The 21206-nt window shown below is 63.3% G+C and carries 19 protein-coding genes and 2 tRNA genes; 12 read left to right on the top strand and 9 right to left on the bottom strand.

Annotation, left to right across the window (positions count from 1 at the left end; translation table 11 throughout):
* Positions 1–24 precede the first annotated feature (24 nt).
* Positions 25–1503, bottom strand: a complete 1479-nt coding sequence (locus tag JNB89_RS22230; RefSeq protein ID WP_220363610.1) for a cytochrome-c peroxidase — start codon at positions 1501–1503, stop codon at positions 25–27.
* A 213-nt stretch (positions 1504–1716) separates the two neighbouring features.
* Here JNB89_RS22230 and JNB89_RS22235 point away from each other — a divergent pair, with 213 nt between their 5' ends.
* Positions 1717–3294, top strand: a complete 1578-nt coding sequence (locus JNB89_RS22235) for an acid phosphatase (RefSeq protein WP_220363611.1) — start codon at positions 1717–1719, stop codon at positions 3292–3294.
* A 152-nt stretch (positions 3295–3446) separates the two neighbouring features.
* Here the strand turns inward: JNB89_RS22235 and JNB89_RS22240 are convergent.
* Both JNB89_RS22240 and JNB89_RS22245 read right to left on the bottom strand, forming a co-directional pair.
* A tRNA-Arg gene (locus JNB89_RS22240) sits at positions 3447–3523 on the bottom strand.
* Positions 3524–3592: 69 nt separating this feature from the next.
* Positions 3593–4423 carry an undecaprenyl-diphosphate phosphatase gene (locus JNB89_RS22245; protein WP_220363612.1) on the bottom strand — a complete coding sequence of 277 codons (831 nt, stop codon included), beginning with the start codon at positions 4421–4423 and terminating at the stop codon, positions 3593–3595.
* A 744-nt stretch (positions 4424–5167) separates the two neighbouring features.
* Between JNB89_RS22245 and JNB89_RS22250 the strand changes: the two genes are divergently transcribed.
* From JNB89_RS22250 to JNB89_RS22270, 5 genes are all read left to right on the top strand, one after another.
* Entirely contained in the window at positions 5168–6076 is a 909-nt protein-coding gene (locus JNB89_RS22250; RefSeq protein ID WP_220363613.1) for an aldose epimerase, read from the top strand.
* A 125-nt stretch (positions 6077–6201) separates the two neighbouring features.
* The gene (locus JNB89_RS22255; protein WP_220363614.1) at positions 6202–6909 is read left to right on the top strand and encodes a peptidoglycan DD-metalloendopeptidase family protein; all 708 of its coding nucleotides are present in this window, start codon (positions 6202–6204) and stop codon (positions 6907–6909) included.
* A gap of 322 nt (positions 6910–7231) precedes the next feature.
* Positions 7232–7558 (top strand): hypothetical protein, encoded by a 327-nt coding sequence (locus JNB89_RS22260; RefSeq protein WP_013339995.1) that lies wholly within the window; start codon positions 7232–7234, stop codon positions 7556–7558.
* A 981-nt stretch (positions 7559–8539) separates the two neighbouring features.
* Positions 8540–8848 carry a DUF2288 domain-containing protein gene (locus JNB89_RS22265; RefSeq protein WP_220363615.1) on the top strand — a complete coding sequence of 103 codons (309 nt, stop codon included), beginning with the start codon at positions 8540–8542 and terminating at the stop codon, positions 8846–8848.
* Positions 8845–10203 (top strand): MATE family efflux transporter, encoded by a 1359-nt coding sequence (locus JNB89_RS22270; RefSeq protein ID WP_220363616.1) that lies wholly within the window; start codon positions 8845–8847, stop codon positions 10201–10203. Before JNB89_RS22265 ends, JNB89_RS22270 begins: the two co-directional genes overlap by 4 nt.
* A 114-nt stretch (positions 10204–10317) precedes the next feature.
* On the opposite strand, the gene JNB89_RS22275 is transcribed toward JNB89_RS22270, so the two are convergent.
* Entirely contained in the window at positions 10318–10497 is a 180-nt protein-coding gene (locus JNB89_RS22275; protein ID WP_135892720.1) for a hypothetical protein, read from the bottom strand.
* A gap of 166 nt (positions 10498–10663) precedes the next feature.
* Here JNB89_RS22275 and JNB89_RS22280 point away from each other — a divergent pair, with 166 nt between their 5' ends.
* The 5 genes from JNB89_RS22280 (at position 10664) to JNB89_RS22300 (ending at position 13380) form a co-directional block, all read left to right on the top strand.
* A complete protein-coding gene (locus JNB89_RS22280) occupies positions 10664–10840 on the top strand; it encodes a hypothetical protein (protein WP_167507846.1) in 177 nt (58 codons plus the stop codon).
* Between the two features lie 236 nt (positions 10841–11076).
* The gene (locus tag JNB89_RS22285) at positions 11077–11235 is read left to right on the top strand and encodes a DUF3309 family protein (RefSeq protein ID WP_013340001.1); all 159 of its coding nucleotides are present in this window, start codon (positions 11077–11079) and stop codon (positions 11233–11235) included.
* Positions 11236–11308: 73 nt separating this feature from the next.
* Positions 11309–11385 (top strand) — tRNA-Pro (locus JNB89_RS22290).
* Positions 11386–11800: 415 nt separating this feature from the next.
* A complete protein-coding gene (sixA, locus tag JNB89_RS22295; RefSeq protein WP_027210944.1) occupies positions 11801–12259 on the top strand; it encodes a phosphohistidine phosphatase SixA in 459 nt (152 codons plus the stop codon).
* A 308-nt stretch (positions 12260–12567) separates the two neighbouring features.
* Complete coding sequence (locus JNB89_RS22300; protein WP_013340003.1) at positions 12568–13380, top strand: GNAT family N-acetyltransferase; 813 nt, start codon at positions 12568–12570, stop codon at positions 13378–13380.
* 111 nt (positions 13381–13491) lie between these two features.
* Here the strand turns inward: JNB89_RS22300 and ppx are convergent, their stop codons facing one another.
* Positions 13492–15117, bottom strand: coding sequence for an exopolyphosphatase (gene ppx / locus JNB89_RS22305; protein WP_222859022.1), 1626 nt, complete (start codon positions 15115–15117; stop codon positions 13492–13494).
* A gap of 201 nt (positions 15118–15318) precedes the next feature.
* On the opposite strand from ppx, the gene ppk1 reads away from it, so the two are divergent.
* A complete protein-coding gene (gene ppk1, locus JNB89_RS22310) occupies positions 15319–17382 on the top strand; it encodes a polyphosphate kinase 1 (RefSeq protein ID WP_220363618.1) in 2064 nt (687 codons plus the stop codon).
* 144 nt (positions 17383–17526) lie between these two features.
* Here ppk1 and phoR read toward each other — a convergent pair whose 3' ends face one another.
* From phoR to pstB, 4 genes are read right to left on the bottom strand one after another with little or no spacing between them, the layout of a single operon-like run.
* Complete coding sequence (gene phoR, locus JNB89_RS22315; RefSeq protein WP_220363619.1) at positions 17527–18840, bottom strand: phosphate regulon sensor histidine kinase PhoR; 1314 nt, start codon at positions 18838–18840, stop codon at positions 17527–17529.
* A 45-nt stretch (positions 18841–18885) separates the two neighbouring features.
* Complete coding sequence (phoB, locus tag JNB89_RS22320; protein ID WP_006051991.1) at positions 18886–19587, bottom strand: phosphate regulon transcriptional regulator PhoB; 702 nt, start codon at positions 19585–19587, stop codon at positions 18886–18888.
* A 26-nt stretch (positions 19588–19613) separates the two neighbouring features.
* Positions 19614–20318 carry a phosphate signaling complex protein PhoU gene (phoU, locus tag JNB89_RS22325; RefSeq protein WP_013340007.1) on the bottom strand — a complete coding sequence of 235 codons (705 nt, stop codon included), beginning with the start codon at positions 20316–20318 and terminating at the stop codon, positions 19614–19616.
* Positions 20319–20345: 27 nt separating this feature from the next.
* Entirely contained in the window at positions 20346–21194 is an 849-nt protein-coding gene (gene pstB / locus JNB89_RS22330) for a phosphate ABC transporter ATP-binding protein PstB (protein ID WP_013340008.1), read from the bottom strand.
* Positions 21195–21206: the final 12 nt, after the last annotated feature.

The raw sequence follows: 21206 nt of genomic DNA on the forward strand, positions 1-21206 counted from the left end.
ACGCCTTCCCAGCGACGCCGAGCCTCACTTTCCTGCTTTGTATCCATCGGTGAGCGTGTTCAGAAACGCCACCACGTCCTTGATCTCGGCGTCATTCAACGCGGGCTTGTCGCCCGGCTTGCGGTCGAACGGCGGCTCCGTATTCAGATTCGCCCAATAGCGTCGCGGCAGATCGTCGAACTTCTGCACCTTGCCTTTCACGACCGGATAAAACTTCTCCGGGTTCGTGTCGCGCTCGGCATAGAAGTGCAACACCTGTTCGAGCGAGTGATAGATGCCGTTGTGAAAGAAGCTCTTTTTCAACGCGACATTGCGCAGCGTCGGCGTACGGAAAATGCCGCAGAACTCCGCGCGTCCTGCTAGATCCGTGCGCTCGGGACCACACGCCCCGAGGTCATGGAAACGGGGATCGCGGTTCACCGGCAGTGCGCGATTGCGCGGCACGCCGATCGCGATCAGACCAAAGTCGCTGAATTGCGGCGGCGCGCCGTCCCGCGTGCGTTGACTAATGTGACAGCTCGCACAATTGCCCTTCTTTTCGTCGTTGAAAAGCTCGAGGCCGTGCAGCTCCGCTTTCGTAAGTTGCGCCTTGCCTGCCAGATACGCGTCGTATTTGCTGCTGTACGGATAGAACAGCTCCGGCGTCTGCTCGAACGTTTCGATCGCTTGCAGGACCGCCTTGAAGGTCGCGTCGTCGCTATCGAAAATACGTTCGCCGAAGGCCGCGCGAAAATCCGCCGCGTAAGGCGCGGCCTTTACTGCCGCGGTGACCCTGGCCGGCGAACTGCCCATCTCGAACGACGACAACAGCGGAATGCGCGCCTGATCGCTGCCGCGATCGACGCGACCGTCCCACGTCAGGCCGCCGGTGGGGCCGGCGTCGACACTTTCGTCGCCTTCGTCGTCCGACTCATGATAGTGCTCGGCGAATGCCGGCACCGACTGCAGATACTTGAGCGTCGGCGCCGCGCGCATGCCGGTGCGATGCATGTCGCTGCCGCCCAGTTGCACGGACAACGCGTTGCCAGGCGAAAACGCGTGCTCGGGGCTGTGGCACGACGCGCACGCGAGCTTGCCCGAGCCGGATAACGAAGGGTCGAAGAATAGCTGCTTGCCGAGCGCAGTCATCCTGCGCACGGACTCGTAGACTTGCGCACGCGTCTGGCCGCCCCCTTGCACCGCTTCACGAGGCGTTTCATGAGCCGCGTCATGAGACATTTGCTGCGCCACCTTGAGCGCCACTGGCCGAGCCGCCTCGAGCGCCGCCGGCTGCAGCGCCGGCGCGCCTCTCTCGACCAATGCCCCCGCGCCGCTTGCGCGCGCCTGCTCTGCCGCCGCCGGAGCGCCGGAATCGCAGCCCGCAAGACTCGCGCTCACTGCAACGGCCCCGAAGGCCGCCGCCAGCAGGCGCGCGCAGGCGCGACGCGCTGGCCCCCGCTTCGCGTCTCGTGGCGCCGTTAGACGTGCTGTTGTTTGCAGGATCCCCGCCGGACCGAGCCGCATATGAATGATGTGAATCTGCGATATCGAAGTCCGCGAGCGTATGTCATTCGTATGTCGCCGAAATGACATCCAGCCGACGGCCACCGTCGACTCAAAGCGATCCGTAATGAATACATCGTTCTGTCAAATTGCGTCGCCACACTTTCGCGGGCGGTCGCAGAAAGAGGCGCTGTGTTCGGCCCGTCCCCAACGACAGAGAGAGAACTCCATCAAATGAACAAGAAACTGATCTGCGCGACGCCGCTGGCGATCGCCGCAGCGCTCACCCTTTACGCGTGCGGCGGCAACGAGGTCACCCAGCCGGACATCACGTCGATCAAGACGGTGGTGGTGATCTACGCGGAAAACCGCAGCTTCGACAACCTGTACGGTAACTTTCCGGGCGCGAACGGTCTGCAGAACGTCAGTGCGGCAGCCGCGAAGCAACTGGACCGCGACGGCTCGACGCTCGCTACGCTGCCCCAGGTCTGGAACGGCCTCACGCAGACCGGCGTGACGCCGGTTGTCACGCAAGCCATGACGGCCAATCTGCCGAACAGCCCCTTCGCGATCGACGACCCCAATGGGTTCAACACGCCGATCACCGCGACGACACGCGACCTGTATCACCGTTTCTATGAAAACCAGATGCAGATCGACGGCGGCAAGAACGACAAGTTCGCCGCGTGGGCCGATTCGGGCGGACTCGTCATGGGCCATTACACGCTCAATGCCGACAAGCTGCCGCTGTGGAAAATCGCCCAGCAATACACGCTCGCAGACAACTTCTTCATGGGCGCGTTCGGCGGCTCGTTCCTCAATCACCAGTGGCTCGTGTGCGCGTGCACGCCGGTCTACCCGAACGCGGACAAGAGCCCGGCGGCCGGCTCGATTTCGGCAGTCGAAAGCGACGGCGTGACGCTCAAGCTCGCGTCGAACTCGCCGGCTTCGGCGCTCAACGGCCCGCCGAAATTCGTGCTGTCGGGCAACCTCACGCCTGACTTCTACGCGGTCAACACGATGCAGCCGCCGTATCAGCCAAGCGGCAACAAGGCGGCTGCGGGCGGCGACGCCAATCTCGCCGATCCCACCGCGGCTACTACTTTGCCGGCGCAGACGCAGACACACATCGGCGACCTGCTGAACAATGCGAAGGTCTCGTGGGCGTGGTATGGCGGCGCGTGGGGCGCGGCGCTGTCTGCGGCACAAAACGGCACGTCGAATGTGATCTACGGCGCGAATCTGAGCACGCCGAACTTCCAGCCGCATCATCAGCCGTTCAACTATTTCGCGGATCTGGCGCCGGGCACCGCGAACCGCGCTCAGCACCTGCTCGACGGCGGCGTAGGCGGCTCGGAGTTCATCAAGGCAATCGACAGCGGCAAGCTGCCGCAAGTGACGTTCTACAAGCCGCAGGGCAACCTGAACGAGCATCCGGGTTACACGGACGTCGCCTCCGGCGATCAGCACATTGCCGACGTCATCTCGCATCTGCAGAAGAGCCCGCAGTGGAACAACATGCTGGTGGTCGTGACGTACGACGAAAACGGCGGCTTCTGGGACCACGTCGCGCCGCCGAAGGCCGACCGCTGGGGCCCCGGTACGCGCATTCCGGCGCTCATCGTCTCGCCGTTCGCGAAGAAGGGTTTTGTCGACCACACGCAATACGACACAACGTCGATCCTGCGCTTCATCACGCATCGCTTTTCGCTGCCGACGCTGCCGGGCATCGCGGCACGCGACGCGGCGCTCACCGCCAACGGCGGCAAGCCGATGGGCGACCTGACCGCCGCGCTGAACATCAGGCAGTAGGCACGTGACGATCGAACAGAAACGATAAGCAACAGCCACCCTCGCGGGCGGCTTTCTGCGGGCAGCTTCGGCTGCCCTTTTTTATTGGGCGCCCGGCCATAAAAAAATCCCATCACCGTTGATGCGGTAGATGGGATTCTTGCTGCAGGCAATGGCGCGGCGGGCGAGGATCGAACTCACAACCTCAGGTTTAGAAGACCTGTGCTCTATCCAATTGAGCTACCGCCGCACAAGGCTGGGCCCGGATTATAACCGATCGCTTCACGCCCGCGACAGCGGGGCGACATTCCTGAGATTATCAGACCGGTTGCGGATGCAGCACGAACCAGCCGAGGAACACGATGCCCGCAATCACGCAGTACAGACCGAACGAAGCGAGACGTCCGCGGCCTTCGAAATAGCGCATCAGGAAACGCACGCTGAGGTAGGCGGCGACGGCGGTCAGCACGCCGCCAAGCAGTGCGTCCGCGAGTTGACCCGGCGCGTGAAAGAGCTTCGGCAGTTCGAGCAGCCCGGCCGCGAAAATAATCGGCGTGCCGAGCAGGAACGAAAACTCCGCGGCTTTCTCTGCGGTGAGGCCGGCCGCGTTGCCGGCAATCATCGTGAGACCGCTGCGCGAGAAGCCGGGGATCAGCGCGCCAATTTGCGCGAGGCCGACGAAGAACGCCTGGCGGAAATTCATTTTCTCCGGCGCCTGATGCGCGCGCGAGCGCTGCAGGCGGTCGCCGAGCCACAGCAGCACGCCGTTGACGATCAGCGCGATCGCGACGATGCGCAGGTCGTGAAAGATCCGCTCGAGCCGCTTTTCGAGCAGCAGGCCGACCAGCCCGGCCGGGATCGTACCGATGATGAGCGCCCACATCATGTGTGCGTCGTCGTTGCGGCGTCCGCTCAGCGACGCAAAGAAACCGCGCACGAGCGCGCACCAGCGCTCCCGGAAATACCACAGCAACGCGAACGCCGTACCGAGGTGCAGGGCAACGAGAAACGGCAGCAACTGCGGCGCGTGTTTATCGATATGCATGCCGAACAATGCGGGCACCAGCAGCGTATGGCCGAGACTGCTTACCGGAAAGAGTTCGGTCACGCCTTGCAGCACGCTCAGGAAGATCAGAAACGACAGATTCACGCGGCAGTCCTTGTAAGGAAGATGTCGGGGACAGCGCGCCGCACAACGAGTTACCCGGCGCGTTAAAAGGCGCACCGATTATGCCTGGCTGCAAAGTCAGCGCCAAGCGTTTGGGCCACATTCGGGGAAATTTTGACGCGTTGCGTCACGATGCGAAAAGCTGGTTTCGCGAATCGCAACGATCGGGACCGCCGACGCACGGCAGTCCTTTCAGTCGTCTAACGGCAATGCTCTGGGTCAGTGCCCCGGCAAGGCGTCAAGCTTACGAAACGCAAGGCGAAACGCACGAGGCGACAGAGCAAACGGCGGGCTGCGAAGCGCGCCTGCGGCGTGGTATGCCGAGCGCGTGCGGCAGGCGAGGCCACGCCGACAAACAGCCGGGAACGCGCGAATCAGCGCTCGACCTTGTAGAAGAAATAAACGGTACTTGCGGTGAACATGCCGAAAAGCGCGACACCCATTGCCATTGCGAGATCCATGACGCCTCCTGAACGATCTCGCCCGGCAGCAGATGTCACCGGGCAGTGAGACGGATTATCGGCAACAACCGGCCGCTCGCGACACTCGCAATTTCCCGAGAAGGGTTTCCCCGTAGCGCAAAGCAGAGCAAAATCGTCGTCTCGGCCGGCTTGCCGCGCGCGTCGCGCGGGCGTGAGCCCGGTCGGCGCTGTTTGGCGCGCCAACGCCGGACCCTCTTCAGCCCGCCTCGCGCGGGCTTCCTATTGACCCATCACGCCATCGACCATGCCTCTTTCACCGCAGCAGGACATTCTCGAAATCGCCCAGGACGCCTCCGTGCTCCGCTTCGCGCCGCAAGCCGGCGGCCGTCTGCTTTCGTGCATCATCGACGGCGAAGAGGTGATCCATTGGCCGGAGCACGCCGACTGGAGCCAGCCTGCGCGCATTCGCGGCGGCAATCCGCTGCTCTTTCCGTTCCTCGGCCGCCATCGCGTGGACGGCAAGATCGGTTACTGGCGCGACGCGCAAGGCACGGTGCGCGAGTTGCCCATGCACGGCTTTGCGCGCGACCTGCCCTTCGACGTGCACGCCGACGTGCACGGCGCCGGCCTGCGCCTCGTGCTGACCGACAGCGAGGCGACGCGCGGTGGCTATCCGTTCGGTTTCCGCTTCGAAGCTGCGTATACGCTGATCGACGCCCGCACGCTCGAGGTCACGCTTACCACCACCAATACCGGCGACGCGGCGCTGCCCTATTACGCCGGCCATCATTTCTACTTCACGCTGCCGCATACGCAGCGCGCCGCGACATCGCTTGAACTGCCGCCAACCGCGCGGCGTTTTCAACAGGCGGACGGTTCGATCAGTGCAGCGGAGCCCGGCGAAGCGCGCTACACGCTCGACGAAGCGCGCATCCACGACCGCTTCCATTGTCTGACCGGCGTGCCGTCGCAGCCGGTCAAGCTGACCGCGCCGGGGCTCGACCGCGTGATCACGATCGACCTGAACCGCCCGGACTCGGTGCCTTGGTACGCGGTGACGACGTGGACCGAAGCGGCGGACTCGGACTTCTACTGCGTGGAGCCGTGGCTCGGCCTGCCCGATGCGATCCACAACGGCATGGGACTGCGCTGGCTCGAGCCGGGCAAGACGGAAGTGGCCGCATTGCGAATCCAGGTGGCGAAGCTGCGCTGAACGCCGCAAACGGCAGGCAATGCTGGTTTTCCCGATGCTGCGACGCAAAACCGTTAGAATCGGACGCTTTGTATCTACCTGCCGCGTGATCGGGATCGGCGCGCGGCAGCGCTTTGCGAGGTCCAATGCCTGAAACAGGAATGATCAGAAAACTCGCCTGCGTCTCGCTGATTGCGCTGCTCGCCGCGTGCGGCTCGGCGCCGGTGGGTCCGGGTTTTTACCGCGTCGAACGGGGCGACACACTGTCGAAGATCGCGCGCAGTCATCGCCAGTCGGTGCAAAGCATCGCGCGCTGGAACAACCTGACCAACCCCGACAACATCGAGGTCGGACAGGTGCTGCGGGTCGAGCCGCCCAACGGCGCGGCCTCGACGAGCGGCGCCGTGCGCAGCAACGGCAGCAGCAGCGCTTCGGCCACGCCGCGTCCCGCGCCGGCTGACAACGCGGCTTCGGCCGCGCCGGCCTCGTCTATTTCGCTCGTGTGGCCGACCAGCGGCACCGTCATTCGCGGCTTCGACGGCGGGAACTCGAAGGGCATCGACATTTCCGCCCCGGCCGGCACGCCCGTGGTCGCAGCGGCGGCCGGCACGGTCGTGTACGCAGGCAACGGACTGCGCGGTTACGGCAATCTGCTGATTCTGAAACACAATACCGAGTACCTGACCGCGTATGCGCACAATCGCGTGTTGCTCGTGAAGGAAGGCGACACGGTCGCGCAAGGGCAGAAGATCGCCGAGGTCGGCGACACCGACACGAACCGCGTCATGTTGCATTTCGAGCTGCGCTACCAGGGGCGCTCGATCGATCCTTCACGCGCGCTGCCGCCGCGCTAAGCCAGTCGTGCCGGGTGCCGGCGCACGGGGCGACTCGTTGCCCTGCGGCCGCCGCCCGCCGGGCGTGGCGTCTGCGCATGGCGTCTGCGCATGGCGTCTGCGCATGGCGTCTGCGCGTTTTGCAGGCAGGGCGTCGGGCGACTCGCCGCCGGCCGGTGTTACTTCATGCGCCGGGCGTATCGTCATGCCGCCCTTGCCCGACCTGGCTCACGCGGCACCGCAGCGGATCAGCGGCGAGCGCGGGGAACCCCGCGTGCTATAAACGCTCAATCCGGCACACGTGGCTCGCGCCACGTCTTTCACATCTGCAAAGGAATCTTGAATGAAGAGCGCATTGGCTTACATGGCGTCGGCCGCGGCGATCGGTGTCGGCCTGCTGACACTCGCGAGCCTTCCCGGTTGCTCCACGACCACCACCATGACCTACTTGCCGAGCGGGGACACCGGCTTCGCAATCAACTGCAGCGGCAGCGATGCGAGCACCAGCTGGGCCGAATGCTACAAACGGGCGGGCGAAGTCTGCGGCAATTACGGCTACGACGTCGTATCGAAGGATGTGGATAACGGCGCGACTTCGGGCGGCACGGTCGGCGGCATTTTCGGCGCGAACGTGAAAAACCGGTCGATGGTCATTCGCTGCAAGCAATAACGCGCACGCGCCGCGCCGCCGGATCGCGGTGAGGCCGACGGGCCGCGCCGCCAGCGCCCGGAGCGCGGCTCGATGCGCGCGGCGAAGGCCAGCAGCGCCGCCAGGCCGACAGGCCACACCGCAATGAAAATGATGATGAGGCGTATAGTCCGCGAAAGAAAAAGTAAGCTTTATGATCTGCGCGGCGTGTGTACGCGCAATGACCACCGGTAAAAAATCAGGCGAAAAAAAGCCCGGCGCGAGGCCGGGCTAACGGGGGTTCGGCGCATATCGGCAAAGGACCGGTTCACCATGCGCCAGAACCGAATTTATCAATGCGGTTTTACAAGCGCAATATATTAATTTCCCGGACAATGTGACGCGACGCACGGATTACGCGTTATGTGAATTGCGAAACACGGAATAAAACGTCGCCTGACGACGCTGATTGGCCGATTATCCGGCAATGAATGCGACGATTAACTCGCTGGAAACCCGCATGTAGCAAGGCTGATGCCACAGCCCGACCATTGGGCTGATGAAACATGCAGGAGTCCGACGCGCACACGAGCGCAGCGATTTTAGACCGTTGATCGCTCCGGAAACACTTGGTGTGCCACCGCACTCTTTCGATTAAATCGCCGCTTTCGTCACTCCCGCGATAGCCATTGAGCACCGGATTCTCCAATTGCGAAACTGCGCAGCCTCCAATCGACCGACGAATTATCGCCGCTCTAAAAATCGTCTGTTCATTAATCAATAATAAGATGTTATTCATCGGGACCGCGTCGTGCAAGTCGGCCGAAAGTCATAATCCGGCTCCTCCCCACAGTTTTACATCTCGTGTCCGTGACGGCCTCGCGCAAATGCACGACATTGAACCGAGCGGCATCAAGGTTCAGAATCGGCTGCATTGCCGCAGGCGGGGCATGCTGAACGCGCACCGCGCAGGCAGCCCGCGCCGATGGTTTATAGTATCGACCCCGCCGGAACCCGCTGACGATGACTTCCAACGACGCCACCCATAGCCCCCTGTACGCCAAGCTCCTCGCCGAAACCGCAAAAATCGGCTGGCCGGAGCTGGAACGCTTCTTTGCGCGCGGCATGCTGCTGCGCGTCGCGAGCGCCCTCGATCTGGTGAGCGTCGCCGAAGCGATTGCCAACGACGACACCACGCAAGTCACCCAGTGGTTGTCAGCGGGGCTCGTCGAGCGGGTTCAGTCCGACACCGCCGCCGACTTCGCCGCGCGCGATCCCGACCTGTGGGCGGTGGTCGTCTCGCCGTGGGTGTGCGTGCAGGAACGCCATTGAGCGAAGCGGCCTCTGCCGCGCACGCGGCACGCCCGTTGCCGGTGCGCTGGCACCGCCGTGTGCTTGCACTGGCGTTTCCGATCGTTCTTGCAAATCTCACACAGCCGATTCTCGGCGCTGTCGACACCGCCGTCGCCGGACATCTGAGCAATGCGTCGTATCTCGGCGGCGTGGCGCTCGGCGGACTTTTCTTCAACTTCGTGTTCTGGGGCTTCGGCTTTCTGCGCATGGGCACCACGGGCCTCGTCGCGCAGTCGCACGGGGCCGGTCAGCACGCCGGATTACGTGACGACGTGATGCGCGCGCTGTTGCTCGCGGCCGTGATCGGCGCCGCGGTGCTCGCGCTGCAAGCGCCGCTGATTGACTACGCGTTGCGCGCGCTCGGCGGCAGCGACGCGGTGCAGCACAGCGCCCGCCTTTACTGCCACGCGCGCATCTGGGCCGCGCCCTTCGCGCTGGGCAACTACGTCGTACTCGGGTGGCTGCTCGGCACACAGCGCGTGCGGCTTGCGCTGCTCTCGCAAGTGTTCATCAACGGCGTGAACATTGCCGCGGTGCTGCTCTACGTGTCCGCCTTCGATTGCGGTGTCGCCGGAATCGGTGCGGCCACCGCCACTGCGGACGCGCTTGGCTTCGTGCTCGGCGCAGCGCTGCTGTGGCGCGGCAGGCCGCGCGGCCTGCCTGCGCCGACCCGCCGCGCGCTCTTCGATGCGGCGGCGCTCAGGCGGCTTGTCACGCTCAATCGCGACATCTTCGTGCGCACGCTGTGTCTGCTGCTGTCGTTCGGCTGGTTTGCGCACCTCGGCGCGCGCCAGGGCGACGCGACGCTCGCCGCCAACGCGCTGCTGCTCAACTTCCAGACCTTTATGGCTTATGGACTCGACGGCTTCGCGCATGCGGCCGAGGCTCTGGTCGGTGCCGCAATCGGCGCGCGCGACCGGCGCGCGTTCGTCGCTGCGGTCAAGGTGACAGCCTTCTGGTCCGTGCTCGGCTCGCTTGGCTTTGCGCTCGTGTATGCGGGTGCCGGTGCGTGGATTGTCGAACGTCTTACCGATCAGCCCGCCGTGCGCAACACGGCCTACCTGTATCTGCCGTGGGCGGCGCTTTCGCCGGTGGTATCCGTGGCGGGCTATTTACTTGACGGCGTATTCATCGGCGCAACACGCACACGCGAATTGATGAGCTCGATGATCGTGTCGTTCGCGCTCTTCGTCGGCGCGTCGTGGGTGCTGCCCGGCGCGTATGGCAATCACGGACTGTGGGCCGCGCTGCTCCTCTTCATGGCCGCGCGCGGCGTGACGCTCGCGCACCATCTGCCGAAGCTGGTTCGTAGTGTGGGCGGCGCCGACGCCTGACGAAGGCTGCTTCGGCGCGGGCTGGCTCTGTGCAGCACCAGCCCGGCACACCCGCCCTGCTTTGCTCTGCCCTGTTCTGCTGTTCTGCCCAGCGGCTAGATTCTCCGCCCGCACTCAACGTGCGACCGGCGCGGGCACCATCGCGGGCGGGTGAGTGTCCGTGGGCACGCCGTGGTAATCGGCGGGATCTTGCGGCGGGCCGGCACGGTGCCCGGAAGGCCCGTTCGCACAGCCGGCCATACCGGTGCCGGCAGCGGCGGCGAGCAGCAATGTAATCATCGAAACGCGGAACATGGACGCTGGTCTCTCAAGGAAAGGGGAAGGGAAAAGGAACGGACGGCGGGAGCGCGGAAGTCTACCCGCAACGCGCGTTCCATGACGCCGCGCGCACAGGTCCCTCTGCCATTTCGCGATGCGTGACCTACTATGAAGTCACAGCCGGACGTCATAGGAGACTGCCATGGACGCTGAATCGATCGCGGGTCTGGTCGGACTCGGAGTAGGTCTCGCGGTGCTGCTGGTGCTGTCCATCTTCGAAACCAGAACTTATCGGCGCGAACACGGCGAAGGCATGCTGCATCACTGGATGACCCACCAGCATGTGCATATGCCGCACTGGATGCGTCGGCGGCATTGACGCCTCGGTGGCCTGATCCATCTGCGGTTGGTTGGTCCCGCACTCGCACTCGCGAGCGGGTGCCGCTTTGCGCGCGTTTCGTCTGAAGAGGGCCGGCGCTGATCGCCAGGCATGAGCGTTGCTGACTCGGTGGCTGCAAGGAGCGCGTACGTTGTGCGTCACTTGCCGTGACAAGCAATGTGCGCCGGATCAACCATGCGGCCAGCATCCTCTGCGGCCGGACAGGGAGAACTCAAATGACGATCGGAACCATCCTGCTCATCGTGCTTATCCTGCTGCTGATCGGCGCGCTGCCGACGTGGCCGTACAGTAGCGGTTGGGGCTACCGCCCCACCGGCCTGCTCGGCGTCGTGCTGATCATCGTCATCGTGCTGCTTGTCATGGGACGCATATGACGCAGCGTTTTCGGCTCCGGCGCAATTCGCGATTGACTCTGGCACTCGAAGCCACGTAGAATCTCGGATTCGTCGGAGCGTAGCGCAGCCTGGTAGCGCATCTGATTTGGGATCAGAGGGTCGAAGGTTCGAATCCTTTCGCTCCGACCACGAAACAAGCAGCATGTATGACGGAACCCGCGTAGCCTTCGGCTTCGCGGGTTTTTTGTTTTTCCGGCACCGTTTTTCCGGCACCGGCGAATGCAGGATCGCGGCCTGCTACAGCAGACCGATGTGGAAACCGCGATGGAAACCGCGCGTCACCCACCACCCGACGACCCAAAGCGGAGCAAGGCAAAACACGAGCGGAGCAAAGGCGGAGCAACAAGGCAACGCAAAGCGGCAGCGCCACGGCAGCGAGCCACAACGCACCGGCAACGCATGCACGAGCCATCCAGGCGCGCCGCGAGCGCCCGCCCCCTTGCCTGCCTTGCAGCCCACGTCACGCCCATGCGACAGTGGACAACGCAACGGTCGACACCACACGGAAGGCCCCAATCGCCGCACTTAGACTTCAGGAGCCCGCATGAATCTGATTCTCTGGCGTCACGCCGAAGCCGAAGACTATGCCGCCACGGACCTTGCCCGCGCGCTCACGACGCGCGGGCGCAAGCAGGCGCAGAACGTCGCCAAATGGTTGCGCACGCGGCTGCCCGATGACGCCGTGGTCCTCGCAAGTCCGGCCGTGCGCACCATTCAGACCGCGGAAACGCTGAGCGACCAGTATCGCGTCGTGCGCGAACTGGCGCCGAATGCAAGCGCGGCCGACGTACTCAATGCGGCGGGCTGGCCCAAAGGCATTGCCGCCACGGTGGTAATAGTCGGTCATCAGCCGACGCTCGGCCATGTCGCAGCCAGGTTGCTCGCCGGCAGCGACGCAAGCTGGCCGGTCAAGAAAGCCGGCCTATGGTGGATCGAGAGCCGCGAGCGTCACGGCGACGATCAGGCGGTGCTGCTCGCGGCAATGACACCCGAGCTCGTCTGATCCGGCCCGCAAGTTCGGCAGTCACACTCGGCAGGCAGGCTCGGCACGTAAAACCGTCGGCAAACCACGGCGGTCAGGCAAGACCTGACGCACCGTGTGCAGGCCGCGCATCGCAGCGGCGTAGCCCGACAGCCAGGCACGCGGCCTACAACGCGGCCCACAACGCGGCTTACTACGCGACTTACTGCCCGACTTACAACGCGGCTTACATGCAGTCATCCAATCGTCACGGCATTGCCATGCGAGCGTCACCGGGCGTTACTACATTGGCGAAAAAAGACTCACCTTTTTTCGACCAGGACGCCCCAATGCGAGAACTGCCGACGCCTACCCTGCCCCTCGCTTCGATCTTCGAGTCCCGTCGCCTGCCGCGCGCCGAAGAGACGGTCACCGCGCAACACCGGCTGCGAGTCACGTGGGCTCGCACCGACGAGGAGCTTCGCGAGGCGCAGCGTCTGCGTTACCGCGTGTTCGCCGATGAAATGGGCGCACGCCTTGCAGGTCCAGCAGGCCTGGACGTCGATTCGTTCGACCCGTATTGCGATCACCTGCTGGTACGCGATCTGGACACGCTGAAGGTGGTCGGCACCTATCGCGCGTTGCCGCCGCATCAGGCCGCGCGCATCGGACGCCTCTACGCCGAAAGCGAGTTCGACGTTTCGCGTCTCACGCACCTGCGCGCGAAGATGGTCGAGGTGGGCCGCTCATGCGTGCACCCGGACTATCGCAGCGGCTCGGTCATCATGTCGCTGTGGGCCGGGCTCGCCGCGTACATGAAGCACAACGGCTACGAGACGATGCTCGGCTGCGCGAGCGTCGCGATGGTCGACGGCGGCCACTATGCGGCGAACCTGTATTGCTCGTTGCGCGACAGCGCGCTGACGGCGCCGGAATATCGCGCGTTTGCGCATACGCCGTTGCCCGTCGACGAGTTGCAAACCGGCGTGGAGGTCGCGCCTCCGCCGCTCGTCAAAGGCTATCTGCGTCTTGGCGCGAAGATTTGCGGCGCTCCGGCATGGGATCCCGACTTCAACACGGCCGATTTCCTGACGCTGTTCCGTCTGTCGGACATCAACGCGCGCTACGCCCGCCACTTCCTCGGCGAGGCGTTGCCGCGCTAGGCTGCGTCCACGCGGCAAGCAGGCGCAGCAACAGAAAAGCCCGGAAAAACCGGGCTTTTCTGCATTTGCAAACCGGCTCGGCGAGAACCGGCCGAGCGCGATACGCACGCATCAATCGTCCGTATAGACCACTCGATACGGAATGCCAACTTTTTCCCACTCTGCGGCTTCCTGAATCAGGCTGTAGTCGGTGAGCGGATTATTGGCGACCCATTCATTGGGCAAACGCACCTCGTAACCGCCGTTCGCCTGGGCGACCGTAATGCCCGGCAGGCCGACATCCGCACGGCGACGGCACAGCAGAGCCGCGAGCCGCAGACAGAACAGCAACGGCCACTCCACCTCGCGTGTTTGCGAGAGCTTGCCGAGCTTGCCCGCGTGACCGAGCACGAGCGCCGCGAGCCGCGCCTGGTCGGTGCGCGAAAAGCCCGGCATGTCCGCGTTGCTTGCGATATACGCCGAATGCTTGTGATACGCGCTGTGCGATATGGACAGGCCGATCTCATGCAGCGCCGCCGCCCAGCCGAGAAACATTCGATTCTCTACCCGGCGTTCTTCGTCGGGCTCGGCGAACTGATCGTAAAAGCGCACGGCCAGCTCGCCGATGCGAGCCGCCTGCGCGCGATCCACGCCATAGCGGCGCATGAAGCCTTCCACCGTGACCGTACGCATGTCCTCGTGCTGTGAGCGGCCCAGCAGATCGTAAAGTACGCCGAGGCGCAACGCGCCGTCTGTCGTATCGACATAGTCGACGCCCAGTTCGTCGAACACGGCGATCATGATGGACAGGCCGCCGGCCAGCACGGGAATGCGGTCCGCTTTCAGCGCGACGAGCTTCAGCCGGTTGACGTTCTCCGCCTTGATCAACGCGCGCTTGAGGCGCTCCAGTCCGCCGCGCGAAATGCCGTGCGTGACGCCTGCGTCGTTGAAGCCGTTTGCCTCGACCAGTTCCGCCAACGCGCGCGCCGTGCCGGACGAGCCGATGGCCTGCTCCCAACCCGTCTTCTTGTATTCCGACGAAATGATCTGAATTTCGCGGCCCGCGGCGAGTTCGGCCTGGCGCATCGTGTATTCGTCGACGTTGCCCGCGGGGAAAAATGCACGGCTATGGCTCACGCAGCCGATATAGAGACTCTCCATCTTGATCGGCGTGTAATGGGAACCGATGATGAACTCCGTCGAGCCACCGCCTATGTCCACCACGAGCCGCTTGCCGGGACTCGCCGGCACGGAATGCGCGGCGCCGGCGTAGATGAGGCGGGCTTCCTCGCGCCCGGCGATCACCTCGATCGGAAACCCGAGCGCCGCTTGCGCTTCGCCGAGGAATTCGCCGGCGTTCTTCGCGATACGCAGGGTGTTGGTCGCAACCGCGCGCACATGGTCGGGATGAAAGTCGCGCAGCCGTTCGCCGAAGCGTTTGAGCGCGTCCCAGCCGCGCACCTGCGACGCCCGGTCGAGCATCTTGTCGCGCGACAGACCGGCGGCAAGCCGCACTGGCTCGCGCAACGCATCGACCTGGTAGATCTGGCTGCCGGCGTCGGTTTCCTCGACGCGGCCGACAATCAGCCGGAAGCTGTTCGAACCGAGGTCGACGGCAGCAAGCAGTTGTGGGGTATTGACCATCGGGTTTGCGGACTCCATGCGCGCGAGCGCGGCGGTGGTGGATGCGTGCAAGGTGTGACTGGCGCCTGGAACTGTCGCCGCCCTGCGACCGGCCGCGCTGTTCAAAAACGCCATTCTAAGCGTACCGGAGCTCACGATGTCACCTCGCGCGGATGGGGTTCCCCATGGTCCCATACGGACTGCGTCATATTGACGACAGGCGAGCAATACAGCGTAGAATTTATAACATTGAGAATGTCATAACAATGTCATCATACTGTGAGAATTTCCGAGCGTCTTTCCGCGTCCCTATCCGAAATTCCATTCTCGCTGCCGATGTCCATCCGCTACCCCTTATTGAATCGCGAGCTGGGCATTCTGGGTTTCAACGAGCGCGTGTTGGCGCAAGCCGCCGACCCCGCCGTCCCTTTGCTCGAACGCCTGCGTTTCATCTGCATCACCAGTAGCAATCTCGACGAATTCTTCGAAGTCCGCATGGCCGGACTGCAGGAGCAGATGCGCGACAATCCGGGCGCGCTTTCGCCCGACGGCATGTCGCTGCAGCATGTTTATGACCTGGTGGTCGAGCGTGCGCAGAAGCTGGTGCATCGGCAATACACGATGCTGCACGACACGGTGCTTACCGCGCTCGAGGCGGAAGGCATCTATTTCCACGGCACCGAGGCATGGAGCGAGGCGCAGACCGCGTGGGCGCGCGATTATTTCTTTAACGAACTGCTGCCGGTACTCACGCCAATCGGCCTCGACCCCGCGCATCCGTTTCCGCGCGTGCTCAACAAGAGCCTGAACTTCGTGGTCGAACTGGAGGGCAAAGACGCCTTCGGCCGTCAGGCGATGATGGGCATCGTGCAGGCGCCGCGCGCGTTGCCGCGGCTTGTGCGCATGCCGCAGGAGCTCTCGGGTTATCCGCACGGCTTCGTGCTGCTCAGCTCTCTGTTGCAGCGCTTTGTCGGCGAGTTGTTTCCAAACCTCGTGGTGCGCAGTTGCAATCAGTTTCGCATTACGCGTAACAGCGAACTGTTCGTCGACGAAGACGAAATCACCAATCTGCGCGTCGCGCTGCAGGGCGAGCTGCCGGCGCGGCATCTGGGCAACGCAGTGCGGCTCGAAGTCTCTGCGGAAACGCCCGCGCATGTGGTGCGGCGGCTGCTCAACGAAAGCGGACTCAGCGACAAGGACTGCTATTACGCGAATGGTCCGGTCAACCTCGTGCGTCTCATGCAGTTGCCGGAGATGGTGGACCGGCCCGATCTGAAGTTCGTGCCGCATATTCCCGCCATTCCCGCGCCTATCGCGAACGCCGCGAGCATGTTCGACGTGATCGATCAGGGCGACGTGCTGCTGCATCATCCGTACGAGAGTTTTCAGCCGGTGCTCGAACTGCTGCTGCAAGCGGCCAAAGATCCGAGCGTGGTCGCCATCAAGCAGACCATCTACCGCACCGGCACCGACTCGCCGCTGATGGACGCGTTGATGCAGGCCGCGCGCAACGGCAAGGAAGTCACCGTGGTGGTCGAACTGCTCGCGCGCTTCGACGAGGAAACCAACATCAACTGGGCCGCGCAGCTCGAAGCGGTCGGCGCGCATGTCGTGTACGGCGTGGTCGGCCACAAGTGCCACGCAAAGATGATGCTGATCGTGCGACGCGCAACGGTAGGCGGCAAGATGACGCTCAAGCGTTACGTGCACCTTGGCACCGGCAATTATCATCCGCGCACGGCGCGTCTTTACACGGACTTCGGCTTGATGAGCGCCGACCCGCAAATCTGTGAAGACGTGCATCATGTATTCCAGCAACTCACCGGCATTGGCGGCGAACTGAAACTGCACGAGCTGTGGCAGTCGCCATTCACGCTGCACCCCAAACTCGTCGACGCAATCCGCGCGGAAGCAGAGCATGCGCGTTCGGGCAAAAAGGCGCGCATCGTCGCGAAGATGAACGCATTGCTGGAACCTACGGTGATTGCGGAGTTGTACGAAGCGTCCCAGGCAGGCGTGAAGATCGACCTGATCGTGCGCGGCGTCTGTTCGTTGCAGCCGGGCGTGCCGGGCCTCTCCGAGAACATCACGGTGCGCTCGATTGTCGGGCGCTTTCTCGAACATCATCGTATCTATTACTTCTACGACGACGGCCGCGAACAGGTGTATCTATCCAGCGCGGACTGGATGGATCGCAACTTCTTTCGCCGCGTCGAAGTCGCGTTTCCGGTCAACAACCGGCGGCTCAAGCGCCGGGTGATCGCGGAGGGTCTGTCGGCGTTTCTCGGCGACAACCAGTCTGCGTGGCTCATGCAAAGCGACGGGCATTATCGTCGGCGGCGGCCCGGCAAGTCCTCGCGCAATGCACAAATGAGCCTGCTCGCGAAGTTCTGCTCGTAACGCGTCCCGCTCTGTGCGGCGTGGACTTGAGTGTCGGTCTGCGCCGCTGAAGATCGGTAAGCGGACGAACGCAGCGTCGGAGGTTCATGAAAAAGCCCGCCTGAGCTTGTGCTTCAGGCGGGCGTTTTCATGAATCGCGCGCCGTTATGCGTGCGCCGGCTGCCGCCGCGTCGTGCGATACAACGGAAACTTCACGCTGAACGTACTGCCGCGCCCTTCTTCGCTCTTCACGTCGAGTTGTGCATCGTGCCGTTGCAGCACGTGCTTGACGATGGCGAGTCCAAGACCAGTGCCGCCGGTATCGCGCGAACGGCTGCGGTCCACGCGGTAGAAACGCTCGGTGAGGCGCGGAATGTCGGCGGCCGGAATGCCCAGGCCGCTGTCGGTGACCGAGAACACCGCCGCACCGCCCTGCGCCTGCCAGCTCACTTTGATCGCGCCGCCGTCCGGCGTATAGCGGATCGCGTTGGTCACGAGGTTGCCGAACGCGCTCAGAATCTCGGTTTCGACGCCCGTCACCGTCAGCCCTTCGTCGGCTTCGAAGACAATTTCATGGTGGTCGCTCGACAGGCTTTCTGCGTCGTCACGCAGATGCCGCAAGACCGCACGCATGTCGATCATCTGATCGCTCGGCGGCTTGTTGTCGCCCTCCAGTTTGGCGAGCACGAGCAGATCGTTCACGATGTGCCGCATACGCGACGCCTGCTGCTCCATGAGCTCCAGGTAGCGCGCGCGCTCCGCTTCCGAGAGCGGCAACTCGCGCATCGTCTCGAGAAAACCGGAGAGCACGGTGAGCGGTGTTTTCAGCTCATGCGACACGTTGGCGACGAAGTCGCGCCGCATGGCGTCCGTGCGCTCGAGTTCGGTAATGTCCTGCGACAGCACGAGTTTGCGGTTCTCGCCATAAGGAAACACCTGCACGGACAGCACGTTCTGCCGTTTCACGCCCATGCCGCGCATGATCAGCATTTCCTCGTACTGGTGCGAGTTCAGATACCGGACGAATTCCGGTTGACGCACCAGATGTGTGATGTGCTGGCGCAGATCGCGCCTGGCGTCGAGCCCGAAATGCACTTCGGAGATGGCGTTGCACCATTCGATCTGATCGTGGTCGTCGAGCATGGCCACGCCGTTCGGCGACGCCTGAATCGCCTGAATGAAGCGCGAGTGCTGCTGCTCGACCTGGCGCACCTGGGCATGCCAGCGCTTCGCGAGCTTATGCAGACGGTAGTAGATTTCGCCCCAGATGCCCGGCGCGCTCGGCACTTCGCCGTACACGGGCGCGTCGAGCAAACGCCACAACCGCTCTTTATGAAACGTGCCCGAGAGGCTTTGCATGAGCAGCATGACGACCGCGAGGATCAATGCGGCGTTGACATTCACAAATGCGCCGACCACCACGCACAGTATGGCGAGCAGCACGATCGAAACGATGGAGCGCGCCCAGATGATGTTCATGGTCTAGACAATCGAAGAGAACGGCGTGCGCGCCGCCGCAAAAGATCAGGCGCTCTTGGCCAGACGGTAGCCGCTGCCGCGGACCGTCTCGATCATAGCATCGCAACCCGCCGGCTTGAGGGCCGCGCGCAGGCGCTTGATGTGCACGTCCACCGTGCGCTCTTCGACGAACACGTGGTCGCCCCACACCTGATCGAGCAGTTGCGTGCGGCTGTGCACGCGCTCGGGGTGTGTCATGAAAAAGTGCAATAGACGGAACTCGGTCGGACCGAGGTCGAGCTTGATCTCGCTGCCTTCCGCATGCGCGGCGACGCGATGCGTTGCCGGATCGAGCTTCAGGCCGTTGATGGCGACCACGTCCTCGGTGAGCTGCGGTGCGCGGCGGCGCAGCACCGCCTTGATGCGCGCCATCAGCTCTTTCGGCGAAAACGGCTTGGTCACGTAGTCGTCCGCGCCGATCTCGAGGCCGAGCACCTTGTCCTGCTCGTCGCCGCGCGCGGTCAGCATGATGATCGGGATGTGCTTCGTGCGCTCGTTGTTGCGCAGGTCGCGCGCGAACGCGATACCCGACTTGCCCGGCAACATCCAGTCGAGCAGGACGAGGTCGGGCAATACGTCGCTGATCAGGTTTTGCGCCTGCTCCGCGTTGTACGCGCGAATCGGGCAGTGTCCGGCGTGTTGAAGATTGACCGAAATCAGTTCGGAAATTGCGGGCTCATCTTCAATGACGAGAATGCTGCTGGGCATCGGCACCTCTGGTCCTTATCTCTGGATTAACTGAGCGCTTCGCGCTCGAGTGCGTCGCGCGACTTGTGCCGCACGTCCGTACCCTTAACGATGTAAATGATGAACTCGGCGATGTTCTTCGCGTGGTCGCCGATACGCTCGATGGCCTTGGCGATGAACAGGAAATCGAGGCCCACCGAAATGGAGCGCGGGTCTTCCGTCATGTACGAAATCAGCTTGCGCACGAACGCGCGGAATTCTTCGTCGATTGCCTTGTCGTCGCGCACGATCTGCGCGGCGGCGACCGTGTCCAGACGCGCAAATGCGTCGAGCGCGCGACGCAGAATAGACACCGCCATTTCGCCCGACAATTTGATCTCGGCAATGTTGATGGTGCGCGACGCGCCGTCTTCCATCAGACGCCTCGTGCGCTTGGCGATCTTCTCGGCTTCGTCGCCGGCCCGCTCGAGATTGGTGATGGTCTTCGAAATCGCGATCAGCAGGCGCAGGTCGCGCGCGGCCGGCTGACGACGCGCGATGATGTTGCTGCACTCCTCGTCGATCTCGACTTCCATCGTGTTCAGGCGGTCTTCCGTGGCGATCACCTGCTCGGCGAGCTGCAGATCGAATTCGTTGAGCGCCTGCATCGCCTTGACGATCTGCGATTCGACGAGGCCGCCCATTTCGAGCACCTTCGAGGAAACCAGGTTCAGATCGGCGTCGAACTGGCTGGAGAGGTGTTTATCGGACATGTCGTACTCCGTTGTTTGCCCGGCTCATCAGCCGAAGCGGCCAGTAATGTAATCTTCGGTTTCCTTACGGACCGGCTTGATGAAGATCTTTTCGGTATCGCCGAATTCGATCAGTTCGCCAAGGTACATATACGCAGTGTAGTCCGAACAGCGGGCCGCCTGCTGCATGTTGTGCGTGACGATGACCACCGTGTAGTCGCTCTTCAATTCGGCGATCAGCTCTTCGATGCGGCCCGTCGAAATCGGGTCGAGCGCCGAGCACGGTTCGTCCAGCAGCAGCACTTCCGGACGGATCGCGATGCCGCGCGCAATGCACAAACGCTGCTGCTGGCCGCCCGACAGACCGTAGCCGCTCTGGCCGAGCTTGTCCTTCACTTCGTTCCACAGCGCCGCCTTGGTGAGCGCCCATTCGACGCGGTCGTCCATTTCCGAGCGCGGCAGCGACTCGAACATCTTCACGCCGAACGCGATGTTGTCGTAGATCGACATCGGAAACGGCGTGGGTTTCTGGAACACCATGCCGATACGCGCGCGCAACAGCGAAATATCGCGCTTCGAGGTCAGCAGGTTTTCGCCGTCCATCAGGATCTCGCCTTCGGCGCGTTGCTCCGGATAGAGCGCGTACATCTTGTTGAAAGTACGCAGCAGTGTGGACTTGCCGCAGCCGGACGGGCCGATGAACGCGGTCACCTTGCCTTCCGGAATCTGCAGGTTGATGTTCTTCAGCGCGTGATACTTGCCGTAGAAGAAGTTCAGGTCGTTGACCTCGATCTTCGGACGCGACGGCGAAGGCTCCTGGCCGCCTTGCGCGGGATCGAAACCAGCGGGCGCAGCGGGACGCGAGACCGGATTGAGTTGAGTTTCTGCCATGTTCATCGGATTACACTC

The sequence above is a fragment of the Paraburkholderia phenoliruptrix genome (assembly GCF_019511605.1).
Taxonomy (GTDB): domain Bacteria; phylum Pseudomonadota; class Gammaproteobacteria; order Burkholderiales; family Burkholderiaceae; genus Paraburkholderia; species Paraburkholderia phenoliruptrix_A.